General features: G+C 69.8%; 11 protein-coding genes. 6 read left to right on the top strand and 5 right to left on the bottom strand.

Translation table 11 applies throughout. The features are described from left to right. The first annotated feature begins 71 nt into the window (after positions 1 to 71). Entirely contained in the window at positions 72 to 869 is a 798-nt protein-coding gene (locus CLU95_RS18215) for an SDR family oxidoreductase (RefSeq protein WP_099794902.1), read from the top strand. Positions 870 to 1,239: 370 nt separating this feature from the next. Here CLU95_RS18215 and CLU95_RS18205 read toward each other — a convergent pair whose 3' ends face one another. Next, on the bottom strand, positions 1,240 to 2,148 hold the full coding sequence (locus CLU95_RS18205; protein WP_099794901.1) for a LysR family transcriptional regulator: 909 nt from the start codon (positions 2,146 to 2,148) through the stop codon (positions 1,240 to 1,242). A 92-nt stretch (positions 2,149 to 2,240) separates the two neighbouring features. Here CLU95_RS18205 and CLU95_RS18200 point away from each other — a divergent pair, with 92 nt between their 5' ends. Together CLU95_RS18200 and CLU95_RS18195 are read left to right on the top strand one after the other, a co-directional pair. Beyond that, positions 2,241 to 3,251, top strand: a complete 1,011-nt coding sequence (locus CLU95_RS18200) for a zinc-binding alcohol dehydrogenase family protein (RefSeq protein WP_099794900.1) — start codon at positions 2,241 to 2,243, stop codon at positions 3,249 to 3,251. 19 nt (positions 3,252 to 3,270) lie between these two features. Beyond that, positions 3,271 to 3,867 carry a GNAT family N-acetyltransferase gene (locus CLU95_RS18195; RefSeq protein ID WP_099794899.1) on the top strand — a complete coding sequence of 199 codons (597 nt, stop codon included), beginning with the start codon at positions 3,271 to 3,273 and terminating at the stop codon, positions 3,865 to 3,867. On the opposite strand, the gene CLU95_RS18190 is transcribed toward CLU95_RS18195, so the two are convergent. The 3 genes from CLU95_RS18190 to CLU95_RS18180 are packed head-to-tail and all read right to left on the bottom strand — an operon-like array spanning position 3,859 to position 7,403. Further along, positions 3,859 to 4,572 (bottom strand): sulfite exporter TauE/SafE family protein, encoded by a 714-nt coding sequence (locus CLU95_RS18190; RefSeq protein WP_099794898.1) that lies wholly within the window; start codon positions 4,570 to 4,572, stop codon positions 3,859 to 3,861. The two genes, CLU95_RS18195 and CLU95_RS18190, sit on opposite strands and share 9 nt — an antisense overlap. Further along, positions 4,569 to 5,981 (bottom strand): amidohydrolase family protein, encoded by a 1,413-nt coding sequence (locus tag CLU95_RS18185; protein ID WP_099794897.1) that lies wholly within the window; start codon positions 5,979 to 5,981, stop codon positions 4,569 to 4,571. Before CLU95_RS18185 ends, CLU95_RS18190 begins: the two co-directional genes overlap by 4 nt. A gap of 45 nt (positions 5,982 to 6,026) precedes the next feature. Next, complete coding sequence (locus CLU95_RS18180) at positions 6,027 to 7,403, bottom strand: uracil-xanthine permease family protein (RefSeq protein ID WP_099797371.1); 1,377 nt, start codon at positions 7,401 to 7,403, stop codon at positions 6,027 to 6,029. 147 nt (positions 7,404 to 7,550) lie between these two features. Between CLU95_RS18180 and CLU95_RS18175 the strand changes: the two genes are divergently transcribed. Next, positions 7,551 to 8,591, top strand: coding sequence for a LacI family DNA-binding transcriptional regulator (locus CLU95_RS18175; protein WP_099794896.1), 1,041 nt, complete (start codon positions 7,551 to 7,553; stop codon positions 8,589 to 8,591). A gap of 25 nt (positions 8,592 to 8,616) precedes the next feature. Here the strand turns inward: CLU95_RS18175 and CLU95_RS18170 are convergent, their stop codons facing one another. Beyond that, positions 8,617 to 9,975 carry a PQQ-dependent sugar dehydrogenase gene (locus CLU95_RS18170; RefSeq protein WP_099794895.1) on the bottom strand — a complete coding sequence of 453 codons (1,359 nt, stop codon included), beginning with the start codon at positions 9,973 to 9,975 and terminating at the stop codon, positions 8,617 to 8,619. Between the two features lie 130 nt (positions 9,976 to 10,105). On the opposite strand from CLU95_RS18170, the gene CLU95_RS18165 reads away from it, so the two are divergent. Together CLU95_RS18165 and CLU95_RS18160 are read left to right on the top strand one after the other, a co-directional pair. Further along, entirely contained in the window at positions 10,106 to 10,888 is a 783-nt protein-coding gene (locus tag CLU95_RS18165; RefSeq protein ID WP_099797370.1) for an alanyl-tRNA editing protein, read from the top strand. Between the two features lie 61 nt (positions 10,889 to 10,949). After that, positions 10,950 to 13,178: a protein-disulfide reductase DsbD family protein gene (locus CLU95_RS18160; protein WP_180288636.1), complete on the top strand. Its 2,229-nt coding sequence runs from the start codon at positions 10,950 to 10,952 to the stop codon at positions 13,176 to 13,178. Positions 13,179 to 13,212 lie beyond the last annotated feature (34 nt).

Below are 13,212 nucleotides of genomic sequence, written 5' to 3'. Positions count from 1 at the left end.
GCGGTGATTCAATCGCGGCGGCGACGACAGCGCCGCGATCGAATCACCTTCTTCCCTCAAGGAACCCCGACATGGACCTCCAGCTCCAGGACCAGCACGTTCTCATCACCGGCGGCAGCAAGGGCATCGGCCTGGCCTGCGCGCTGGGCTTCCTGCGCGAAGGCGCACGCGTGAGCCTCGTCTCGCGCGACCTGCAGAACCTGCAGCAGGGCCAGCAGTCGCTGATCGCCGCATTCCCGCAAGCCGAAGGCCGCGTCTCCCTGCACGCCACCGACCTGAAAGATCCCGCCGGCGCAGTCGCCGCACTCGACGCCGCCGAACACGCCTTCGGCCCCGTCGACGTGCTCGTCAACTCCGCAGGCGCCGCGCGCCGCACCCCACCCGACGAACTCACGCCCGCCGCGTGGCACGACGCGATGGACGCCAAGTACTTCACCTACATCCACATGATCGATCCGGTCGTGAAGCGCATGGGCACGCGCGGCCGCGGCGCGATCGTCAACGTCATCGGCCAGGGCGGCAAGGTCGCGAGCCCCGTGCACATGGCCGGCGGTGCGGCCAATGCCGCGCTGATGCTTGTGAGTGCGGGCATGGCCGCGGCCTATGCGGCCAAGGGCGTGCGTGTGAACGCCGTGAACCCCGGCCTCACGCTGACTGCGCGGCTGCAGGAAGGCATGAAGGCCGATGCGAAGCTGGCAGGGATCGGCACGGATGAGGCGCTGGAGCGCGCGACTGCGCGCCTGCCGCTGGGGCGCATTGCGACGCCGGAGGAAGTGGCCAATACGGTGCTGTTCCTGGCGTCGGCGAAGGCGAGTTATGTGACGGGGGCGATCGTGGCGATGGATGGGGCGGTGACGCCGATGATTTGATGACGGACATCGCGGGTTCGAAGGCCGCTGCCCTCACCCCAACCCTCTCCCAGAGGGAGAGGGAGTAAATCCAGCCGGGGAGCGAACGCAGTGATGCGATCTCCCAGGCCGAGCGCAGCGATGGCCCGAGTGCGCCCCCTCCCCTCTGGCCGCGCCGAGGAGCGGAGCGTTTCGCGGATCAGGGCTCGCCCTTGTTTGAGCGAAGCGAGTTTGGGCGAGACCCCGCGAAACGCGAGCACCGCAGGTTGCCCGCAGCGAAGCGGAGGGACGCGGACAGTGGGGTCGCCTTTCTTTTGCCTACGTTTCTTTGGCGAAGCAAAGAAAAGTAGGTCGCCTGCCGGGGCGAGTCCCGGCCAGCCACCTCAAAAACTCACCCCAAAGCCAACAACCCCTCGAACTTCAACGCCAAAAAATCAACAAAGCCACGAACCCGAGCCGGCACAAACCGCCCACTGGGCAACAGCGCATGCAACGGATAAGGCTCCGTCTCCCAATCCGCCAGCAGCCGCACCAACCGCCCTGAGCGAATGTCTTCCCGCACATCCAACGCAGACTTCAGCGAAATCCCATACCCCGCCACAGTCCACTCCCGCGCCAGCGAAGCATCGTCCACACTGCGATTCCCATTCACCCGCACCTCCGTCCACTGCCCCAACTGCGCAAACCGCCACACCCGGTGCCGTCGCCCACTCCGGTTGAACGTCAGGCAGTTGTGCTGCAGCAGATCCTGCGGAACCCGAGGCAAAGGATGCCGACGCAGATAGTCCGGTGAAGCCGTGAGCACAGGGTTCGTCATCGCAAACGCCCGCGCCACCAACCGCGAATCCGCCAGCGCCCCGTAGCGCAACGCCACATCCACCTCATCGCGCATCACGTCCAGGGGCCGATCCCCGACAGACAGCGACAACTGCACCCCCGGATGCAGCGCCAGAAACTCGTCGAACCATGGCAGCAAGGTGCTGCGCGTCAGGTCCGACGGCGAGGCCACCCGCAAGGTCCCCACCAGCTCCCCCCGGTCCGCAGTGACCAGCGACTCCCCTTCGTCCAGCAGTTCAAAAGCACGCACCGCATAGTCGAGCAGCGTCTGCCCCTGCGGCGTCAGGCGCATCGCCCGGGTCGACCGCTCGAACAGCCGCGCCCCCAACTGCGTCTCCAGCCGCTTCAACGTCGCACTGGCCGCGGCGGGCGTGATCCCCAGCGCATGCCCCGCAGCCGTCAATGTGCCGCCACGCGCCGTCTGCACGAGCACCTGCAGGTCCGATATATTTTCAATCTTCATTTGAAAGTGTTGGTGATTCATCCCACCTTATCAAACAGACGTTGTCATCCTACAGTTCAGCCATCGTTTCAGAAAGAAGAAGGTCCTTTGCCATGAAAGCCGTCGGCTACTACCAGCCCCTCCCCATCGACAACCCCGAATCGCTGCAGGACATCGAACTCCCCGCCCCGGTGCCCGGCGCCCGCGACCTGCTGGTGCGCGTGAAAGCCGTGTCGGTCAACCCGGTCGACACCAAGGTCCGCAAGAACGCCGCCCCCGAAGCCGGCCAGGCCAAGGTGCTGGGCTGGGACGCGGTCGGCACCGTCGAGGCCATCGGCAGCGGCGTGCAGCACTTCAAGGTCGGCGACCGCGTGTACTACGCCGGCTCGATCATTCGCCCCGGCGCCAATTCGGAGCTGCACGCGGTCGACGAGCGCATCGCCGCCCTCGCGCCGAAGAGTCTCGACGACGCACAAGCCGCCGCCCTGCCGCTGACCACCATCACCGCCTACGAACTGCTGTTCGACCGCCTGCAGGTGCCCAAGGGCGGCGGCGAAGGCCAGACGCTCTTGATCACCGGCGGCGCGGGCGGCGTGGGCTCCATCCTCATCCAGCTCGCGCGCCAGCTCACCAAGCTGCGCGTCGTCGCCACCGCCTCGCGCGCCGAAACGCGCGAATGGTGCCTGGCACTGGGCGCACACGTCGTCATCGACCACTCGAAGCCGCTCGCCGCTGAACTCAAGGCCGCCGGCATCGACGAAGTCGACATGGTCGCCAGCCTCACGCAGACCGAGCAGCACTACGCGCAGATCATCGAAAGCCTCAAGCCCCAGGGCCAGCTCGCGGTGATCGACGACATGAAGGTGCTCGACGCGATGCCGCTGAAGACCAAGTGCATCTCGCTGCACTGGGAAATGATGTTCACGCGCTCGCGCTTCACCACGTCCGACATCGCCGAGCAAGGCAAGCTGCTCGCCGAAGTGGCCGCGCTGGTCGACGCGGGCCGCATCCGCACCACGGCGAATGCGAGCTTCGGCACCATCAACGCCGCGAACCTGAAGAAGGCGCATGCGCTCATCGAGAGCGGCAAGGCGCAGGGCAAGGTGGTGCTGGCCGGGTTCTGATCTGCGCACAATCGGTCGCATGACCGAAGAAAGCACACACCCGCCCCTCATCATCGAATTCGACACGCCGCGCCTGCGGCTGCGCCAATGGCGCGAGAGCGATCTCGCGCCATTTTTCGCGCTGGCCTGCGACCCGCAGGTGATGGAGTTCCTGCTGCCCTTGCCCACGCGCGCCGACAGCGATGCATCGGCAGACCGTGCCCGAGCGCTCATCGCGAAGAACGGCTGGGGCTTCTGGGCCGTCGAGCGCAAGGACACGGGCGAGTTCATCGGCTTCACCGGCCTGAACGTGCCGATGGCTTCACTGCCTTTCTCGCCCTGCGTCGAGATCGGCTGGCGCCTTGCGCGCGCCAGCTGGGGCCAGGGCTTCGCGACCGAGGCGGCGCGCGGCGCGCTGCAGGTCGGATTCGAACCACTCGCACTCGGCGAGATCGTGGCGTTCACCGCCGAGCGCAATGTGCGCTCGGCTGCGGTGATGGAACGCCTGGGCATGCACGAGGACGTGGCCGGCGCCTTCGAGCACCCGGCGGTGCCCGAAGGCCATGCGCTGCGCCGGCACCGGCTGTTCCGCATCGGCCGCGCGGCATGGCAGGCCACGCGCAGCGCTTCAGAATGAATGCAGCAGCAGCGCGGCGCCCGACACGATCGCAAAGACCTGCACGAAGATCCGCAGCACGCGGCCGTTGATGCGGCGATGCACCACACGGCTGAGCACCGCGCCGACGACGAGCGCGGGCAGCAGCAAGGCCGCAGCGTAGAGCTGTGAACCATCGATGCGCCCCGCCACCATCAGCGTGGCCAACGACACCAGCTCGCCCACCAGGAAGCACAGCGCAATCGTCGAACGCATGGTGGGCGCCGGCTGGTGCTGGTAGACCAGCGCCAGCGGCGGCCCGCCGATGCCGGTCGCGGTTTCGGTGACGCCGGTGACGAGCCCCGCCGCCACGAAGGCGGTGCGGCCCGGCGAGAAGGCCGGCATCATCAAGGTGACGAGCGCCGCCGCGATGGTCGATGCGCCGACGAACAGCGACAGATGGCTCGCACTCAGCGCCGCCAGTACCCACAGGCCGCCGACGGTGCCGAGCAGGCGCCCGCCGGTGATCCAACTGGCGCCGGTGCGGTCGATGGCGCCGCGCTCGCGCCACATCACGTAGAAGTTCAGCGGCAGCATCAGCACCAGCACGCACACGGGCAGCAGGTCGGGACGCACGATGCCGATCACCGGCGCCGCGATGAGCGCAAAGCCCACGCCGGTCGCGCCCTGCACGAAGGCGGCGATCAGCACGGCGATGGAGACGAGAAAGAGGTGCTGCGCGCTCACTGCGAATGCCGCTCCGTGGCCAGGCGGCGGTGCGTGGCCGCCGGGGGATGCAGCCGCACGATGGGCGCGCGGTCCATCGCCGCATGGGCGACATGTGCGAGCTGCCGCTGCAGCGCGCGTGCATCCCAGTCGGGCGGCCAGCCTTCCCACAGGCGCAGGCGTCCGTCGACGAACACGGCGACGATCTGGTCGCGGTTGCCCAGGCGCACGAGGTCCCACGTGAGATCGACCGAGGTGCACATCTCGGGCGTGTCGACATCGACGATGAGGAAGTCGGCCGCCTTGCCCACGGCGATCTCGCCCGTGAGGTGGCCCAGGCCCACGGCGCGCGCGCCTTCGTGCGTCGCGTGGTCGAACCACGTCCAGCCGCCGCCGCTCGACGCATCGCCGATGGCCATGCCGAAGGCGAGTTTCTGCGCGGCCTCGGCCGCGTCCATGAGGCGGAAGGCGTCGCTGCGCGTGGCGTCGGTGCCCAGGCCGAAGCGGATGCCCAGTGCGGCCATCAGGTTCGCGGGCGCCACGGCGTTGCCCTTCCACTGGCTGGCGACGGGGTTGTAGCTCACGGCGGTGTCGGTGTCGCGCAGCACCATGAGCTCCGACGGCGTGACCAGCGTGCCGTGCGCAATGAGCACCTGCGGGCCGAGCGCGCCCAGGTGCGCCAGCAGCTCCAGCGGCCGCTTGCCGCGCTGCACGACCGAGCGCTCGACCGAGGCGAGGTGCTCGTTGACGTGCGTCTGGAACACGGTGCGCGCCTCGGCGCACAGGGCCGACACGGCAACCAGCATCTCGTCGGACGCGGCCTCGGGCACCGAGATGGCAAGCGAGGGATGCACCAGCTCTGCACCCGACCACTGCTGCAGGAACTGCGCGGCGTGCGACTGGATGGCTTGGCGGTCGGCGGCGGTGCTGTCGTTGCCGCCGTCGTTGCAGATCAGGCCCAGCACGCAGCGCAGCCCGGCCTCTTTCACGGCGGCGGCCACGGCGCCGATGTCGCCCGGTGCGCGCGTGCCCGCGTCGCACACGGTGGTGAAGCCGCCGCGCAGCGATTCGAGCGCCGCGAGCTTGGAGGCCATGTAGACGAACTCGTCGTCCAGGCTCGACTCGAGCGGCACCCACACGCGCCGGAAGATTTCCGACGGTTCGCCATAGGCCAGCGACTTGCCGAAGGACTGCGTGAGGTGGTGGTGCGCATCGATCATGCCGGGCATCAGCAGCTTGCCGGGCAGATGCCGCGGCGTGAGATGCGGGTGGCGGACGATGAGCGCTTCGGCGGGGCCGACGTCGCGAAAGCGCCCGCCTTCGATCCGCACGGCATGGCCGGTGGCGGGGCCGTCGCGCAGCATCAGGTGGTCGGGAACGAGCAGCAGCTCGTCGGCCGCGAAAAGCGCGGCATCGAGTTCAGGAGACATGGTGAAAGGAGAGAACGGGAAAAGAAAGGGAGAGGCGCGCGGCGCTCATTGCGGCGCAGGTGCAATGGCCGGGCTGTCGGCCTGCACGCGGTTGAACACCAGGTTGAGCACCACCGCCGTGAGCGAGCCCATGGCCAGGCCGTTGCCCAGCACCAGCTGCAGCGTGTCGGGGAAACGGCTGTACAGGCCGGGCACGACGATGGGCAGCAGGCCCATGGTCAGCGCGCCGGCCAGCACGAACATGTTGCCGCGCTCGTGCAGGTCGACCTTGCGCAGCATGTCGATGCCCATGGTGCCGATGATCGCGAACACCACCATCGCGGTGCCGCCGACCACGGCCGAAGGAATGGCGCTGGCCAGCCGGCCCAGCGGCGCCGACAGCGCGATGAGGACCAGGATCACGCCGGCCGCGGCCGTCACGTAGCGCGAGCGCACGTTGGTGGCGCGCACGATGCCGATGTTCTCGCCGCTGGTGATGATCATCGAGGTGCCGAAGAAGCCCCCCGCCAGCGACACCAGCGCGTCGCCGCGGATGGTGCGCGGCACCACGTCGCGCGGATCGATCTTGCGGCCCACCACCTCGGCCACCGCCACGGTCTGCCCCGTTGCCTCGACCATCGAGATGATGCTGAAGATCAGGAGCGGCACGGCCGCCACCAGGTCGAAGCGCGGCATGCCGAAAGGCAGCAGCGTCGGGGCGCTCCAGAAGGGGCCGGCGGCCACGCTGCTGAAGTCCATCAGCCCGCACGCCGCCGCCAGCACCGTGCCGGCCAGCAGGCCCAGCAGCACCGCGAGCTGGCCCAGCGTGCCCTTGAACACGCGCGCAAACAGCACGGTGAAGCCGATGGTCGCCAGAGCCAGCCCGATGTTCACCGGGTCGGCAAAGGTGGACGTGCCGGCCTTGCCCGCGATGATGCCGCCGTACACCTTCACGAGGTTGATCGACACCAGCAGCAGCAAGGTGCCGATGACGATTTTCGGAAAGAAGCGCAGGCAGCGCGCGAACACCGGCAGCACCAGGAAGTAGAACAGCGCCGTGAGGATCACCGCGCCCGAGGCGGTCTGCAGGTCGCGCTGCTGGGCGATGGTCACGAACATCACGATGGGCGCACCGCCCGGCACCATCACGAACGGCAGGCGCGCGCCGAACTTCCATGGCCCGAACGACTGCAGCAAGGTGCCCACGCCGCACAGCAGAAAGGTGGCGCTGATCAGGTTGACCGTGAGCGCGGACTCCAGCCCCAGCGCCTTGGCCACGAGGAACACGGACGTGATGGGCACGGCGGCCATCACCAGCACATGCTGCAGGCCGAACAGGAGCAGTTGCGACAGGGGCAGCACCGCGTCGACCGGAGCGATGGCAGGAGACGCGCCGCCAGGCACGACAGGGGGCACAGCAGAGGCATCGGGAACACGGGACATCATGGAATCCTTGAACCGGGACCGCACCCAAATCGATTTGGGCGCACTGGCAAAAAAAGCCGCCGAAGCGGGTGAAGTACATTCCGTGGCGGCGAGCCCCAAAACGATTTGGGAATTGAATCACCGCTTTTCGAAAAGGTCAACGGGATGAGCACCAATCCATCGCCGCGGGCAAACATCAAGGACGTGGCGCGCGAAGCGGGCGTGTCGCCGACCACCGTCTCGCACGCGCTCAACGCCCGGGGCCAGGTCGATGCGGAAACGCGCGCGCGCGTCGAACAGGCGGCGCTGAAGCTGGGCTACCGGCCCAACCGCAATGCGCAGCGGCTGCGCACGGGCGAGGCGCACATGATCGTGCTGCTGTCGTCGATGCCGTTCGCGGTGGCCGGCGGCCCGTCGCGGCTCGGCTTCCTGATGGAAGTGGCGGCCGTGGCGGCGGCGGCGGCGCTCGACCGCCGGCTGGCCTTGGTGCTGGCGCCGCCCATGGAAACCGGGCGGGTGCCGATGGAGCTGCTCGACGTCGATGGCGCACTGGTCATCGAGCCCTCGGCGGGCGACCCCAACCTGGCGTACCTGCTGCGGCGCGGCCTGCCGGTGGTGGCCATCGGCAAGCCGGCCGAGGAAGCGGCCGACGGGCCGGCGATGCCGCCCTATGTCGACATCCACTCGGGCCAGACGACGCGCCTGCTGCTCGAACACCTGCACGACCAGGGCGCGCACAAGGTCGCGATGATCCTCGGCTCGGCCGCGCGCAACTCGTATGTGGAAGGCCAGGCGGCCTACCAGGCCTTCGCCGCCGCACACGGACAGGCGCCGCTGCTGTCGCTGGTCGACGAGGCCGAGGGCGAGAACGGCGGCCGGCAGGCCGCGCTGGCGCTGCTGGCGGCACACCCCGACATCGACGCCTTCTGCGTGCCGGTGGACGCCTTCGCCTCGGGCGCGGTGACGGCGGTGCTCGAATCGGGTCGGCGCATTCCCGACGACGTGATGGTCGTCACGCGCTACGACGGCCTGCGCGCCCGCACCTGCGTGCCGCCGCTCACGGCCGTCGACCTGCACCTGGACGAGGTCGCGCAGCAGGCGATTGCGCTGCTGTTCGACCACCTGCGCGGCGACACCAGCCGGCGCCGCGTCGACGGGCCGGCGGCGCAGTTGGTGCCGCGCCTGTCGTCGGCACGCCAGCGCTGATCGCCCCTTCTGCTGCGCGTGCGCGTCAGTTGGGCTTGCTGCGCGACACGCGCCACACCGCGTTGCCCACGTCGTCCGCCACCAGCAGCGCGCCGCTCTTGTCGAGCGCCACGCCCACCGGCCGGCCATGCGCCTTTTCATCGGCGCTCAAAAAGCCCGTGAGGATGTCGACCGGCGGCCCGCTCGGCTTGCCGCCGATGAAGGGCACGAACACCACCTTGTAGCCCGACTTGGGCTTGCGGTTCCACGAGCCGTGCTCGCCGATGAAGGCGCCGTTCGCGAACTCGGGCGGCATGCCGCGCGGGTTCGAGAACACCAGCCCCAGCGGCGCGACGTGCGAGCCAAGCGCGTAGTCGGGCGCCAGCGCCTTCGCCACGCGCTCGGGCTTTTGCGGCGTGACGCGCGCATCGACCACGCCGCCCCAGTAGCTCCAGGGCCAGCCGTAGAAGGCGCCGTCTTTCACCGAGGTGAGGTAGTCGGGCACGAGGTCGCTGCCGATCTCGTCGCGCTCGTTCACCACGGTCCACAGCGCGTTCGTCTCCGGCTCCCAGGCCAGGCCGTTGGGGTTGCGCAGGCCGCTCGCGAACAGGCGCTTCTCGCCGCTCTTCGGATCGACCTCCCAGATCGCGGCGCGGCCCTCTTCGGCCGCCAGGCCGTTCTCGCCGATGTTGCTGTTGGAGCCGACCGTGACGTAGAGCTTGCTGCCGTCGGCGTTGGCGATGACGTTCTTGGTCCAGTGGTGGTTGATGCCCGCGGGCAGCGCCGTCACGACCACCGGCTTGGCGCGGGCAGACGTGTCTCCTTCGGTGTAGGGCACCTTCACGAGCGCGTCGGCGTTGGCGATGAAGAGCTCGCTGCCGACCAGCGCCATGCCGTAGGGCGAGACGAGGTCCGACAAAAACACCTGCTTCACCTCGGCCAGGCCGTCGCCGTCCGCGTCGCGCAGCAACGTGATGCGGTTGGCGCTGGGCACGCCGGCGCCCGCGCGCCCCATGACCTTGCCCATGACCCAGTTGCGCACCGCGGCGACCGGGCCGCCGGCGCCGCTGCCTTCGGGTTGGGGCGGCTTGTTGCTCTCGGCCACCAGCACGTCGCCGTTGGGCAGGGTGTAGACCCACCGCGGATGGTCCAGCCCGCGCGCCAGCGCCGTCACGCGCAGGCCTTCGGCGGGCGTGGGCGCGGCGGTGTCGGTCCAGCCGACGGCGGGCGCCACGTTGACGGTGGGGATCAGCGTCTTGTTCGGATCGACGAGCTGCGGCCGGGGGCCGATCGTGAGCTCGGGCGCGAGCTTGGCGGCCTCGCCGCAGCCGGCGACGAGCAGCACGGCGGCCACGGCCGCAGCAGAAAGAGCGAGGCGAGCGGGAAGGTGCGGCGATGCGTTCATGCAGATTCCTTGCGCGGCAGGCGGCCGCAGACCGCCGGATCATGCGCAATCGCGCGGCGCGGGCGTGTCGGTCGTGGGCGCTTTCCGGCGTGCGCGCACCTCCTTCGCGCATCGTCGCTACCATCGCCGCATGACCGACGACCTGTTCCGCGCCGACGCCTACCTGCGCACCTGTGAAGCCCGCATCCTGCGCCTCGACGACACCGGCATCGTGCTGGACCGCACCGTGTTCTATCCGCTGGGCGGCGGGCAGGCCGGCGACGCCGGCGTGCTGGTGCTCGCCGATGGCCGCGAAATCACCATCGTCGACACCCGCAAGGCCAAGGACGCCGAGGGCCTGCCGACCGCTGAATTCGTTCACGTGCCCGCGCCCGACCAGGCCGAACTGCTGGCCGCGCTGGCGCCCGGCGACACCGTCACCGCCCGCCTCGACTGGGAGCGCCGCCACCGGCTGATGCGCTTTCACACCGCGAGCCACCTGCTGTGCCACCTCGTGCCGGTGCCGGTGAACGGCTGCTCGATCACGCCCGAGTACGCGCGCATCGACTTCCACATCACCGACCCGCTCGATAAGGAAACGCTCACCGCCGGCCTCGCGAAGCTGGTCGAAGCCGCTCACCCGCTGACCGTGGGCGCCATCAGCGACGCCGAGCTCGACGCCAACCCTGCACTGGTCAAGAGCATGAGCGTGCAGCCGCCGCGCGGCACGGGCACGGTGCGCACCATCCGCATCGGCGGCACGGGCGAAGACGGCGGCGCGCCGTCGATCGACTTCCAGCCCTGCGGCGGCACGCACGTGGCCAACACGGCGGAAATCGGCGCCATGGTCGTCACCAAGATCGAGAAGAAGAGCGCGACCACCCGGCGCGTGGTCCTGGGCTGGCCCGCGGCCACCGCAGCCACCGCGGCCTGAGCCCCCGGAAAGACCCGGCCCCCAGGAACTTCGCCCCGCCCTCTGGCTCCGACTGACCGGCATGATCCTTTCGCGCATCTCTCTCGCTCCCTTTCTGATAGCTACCGCCGCAGCCTGCATGCCGGCTGCGGCCCAGCTGGCCCCGAAGACCGGGGCCGTGGTCACCACCCCCCATGTGCGCGCCGAACTGGTCGCCCATGCGCCCGAGGGCGTGGCGCCCGGCGCGCCGGTCTGGGTCGGGCTGCAGATCACCCACCAGCCCGAGTGGCACACCTACTGGAAGAACGCCGGCGATTCGGGTCTGCCCACCGAGCTGAAGTGGACGCTGCCCGCCGGCGTCTCGACCGGCGAGATCGCCTGGCCAGTGCCCAAGAAGATCCCGGTCGGCACGCTCGCCAACTACGGCTACGAGAACACCGTGCTGCTGCCGGTGCCGCTCGAGGTTTCGACGCTCTACAAGCCCGACGTGGCGCTCACCGGCGGATCGCCGGCCATGGACATCAAGCTGCAGGCCTCCTGGCTGGTCTGCCGCAAGGAATGCATTCCTGAAGAGGGCGAGTTCACGCTGTCGCTGCCCACGCGCGGTTCCACCGCGCTGAACAAGGCGGCCTTCGACACCGCGCAGGCCGCGCAGCCGCAGCCGCTGGGCGCGCCCGGCACCATCGCCGTCGACGGCCAGCAGCTGAAGGTGCGCCTCGACGGCCTGCCCGCCGCGGTGCGCGGCAAGACGCTCGAGTTCTTCCCCGAAACGCCCGAGGTGATCCACACCGCCGCCGTCTCCGGAAAGGACTGGACGCAGGCCTGGGACGGTGCGACCTGGACCGCCACCATGCCGCTGGCCGACCAGCGCAGCGAAAGCCCCACCGTCATGCCGGTCGTGGTGGTGCTGGCCGAAGCCGATCGCCAGGCCGGCCAGCCCATGGCCTGGCGCGCCGAAGCGCCGGTGTCGGGCACCTGGCCCACCGCTGCGGCCGCGCCGCGCGCCGCCGAGGTGTCGCCCGCGCTGCAGGCGGCGCTGGCGGCCAATGCCGCACAGGCTGCGGCCCCTGCTGCCGCTGCGCAAGCCCAGCCCGCCGGCGCCTTCATGGTCGCCCTGCTCGGCGCACTGCTCGGCGGCCTGCTGCTCAACCTCATGCCCTGCGTGTTCCCGATCCTCGCGATCAAGGTGCTGGGCTTCGCGCGGCAGGCGGGCAACGCCAGCGCGCACCGCAAGGCGGGCCTGGCCTACACGGGCGGCGTGATGCTGTCGTTCCTCGCGCTGGGCGGCGCCATGCTCGCGCTGCGCGCGGCCGGCGCCCAGCTCGGCTGGGGTTTCCAGCTGCAGTCGCCCGCCGTGGTGGCGGCGCTGGCGGCGCTCTTCACCTTGCTCGGCCTGAACCTGGCCGGCGTGTTCGAGTTCGGCCGCGCCGCGCCGCAGTCGGTGTGCAGCGCGCAGGCCAAGCACCCGCTGGCCAACGACTTCCTTTCCGGCGTGCTGGCCGTGGTGATCGCCTCGCCCTGCACCGCGCCGTTCATGGGCGCCTCGCTGGGCTTTGCCATCGGGCTGCCGGCCACCCAGGCCCTGATGCTGTTCGCGGCGCTGGGCCTCGGCCTCGCGCTGCCCTACCTCGTGGCGGGCTTCGTGCCGGCCGTGGCGCGCTTGCTGCCCAAGCCGGGCCCGTGGATGCACACGCTGCGCCGCCTGCTCGCCTTCCCGATGTTCGCGACCGTGGCCTGGCTGGTCTGGGTGCTGGGCCAGCAAAGCGGCATCGACGGCGCGGGCACGCTGCTCGCGCTGCTGGTGTGCCTGGCCGCCGTGGTCTGGGCGTTCACGCTGCGCGGACGCACACGGGTCGTGATCGCCACCGTGATGATCGCCTTCACCGCCGTATTGGCCGGCGCCATCGGCCGCAACATCGTGCAGGTGCCCGAGCCGACGGCGAAGCTGGCCTCGGCATCACCGAACGACGGCGAGCGCTGGCAGCCGTGGTCGGCCCAGCGCGTGAGTGAACTGGCCGGCGCAGGCCGCCCCGTCTTCATCGACTTCACCGCCGCGTGGTGCGTGACCTGCCAGTACAACAAGAAGAGCACGCTGGCCGACGCCGAGGTGCTCGCCGACTTCGACGCCAAGCAGGTCGCCATGCTGCGCGCCGACTGGACCCGGCGCGACCCCGCCATCACCGCCGCGCTCACCGCGCTGGGCCGCAGTGGCGTGCCGGTGTATGTGCTGCAAGCGCCGGGCAAGGCGCCCGTCGTCTTGACCGAAATCCTCAGCAAAGACGAAGTGCGCGCCGCGTTGGCAGCGCTTTGAGCGCCGATGCGGTGAATTGAAAAAAGATGACAAC

Origin of the sequence: Variovorax sp. 54 (assembly GCF_002754375.1) — a bacterium.
In the GTDB taxonomy this organism is placed as follows: domain Bacteria; phylum Pseudomonadota; class Gammaproteobacteria; order Burkholderiales; family Burkholderiaceae_C; genus Variovorax.
Note: the sequence above shows the minus strand (reverse complement) of the source record. Positions and strands in the feature narration are given on the sequence as shown.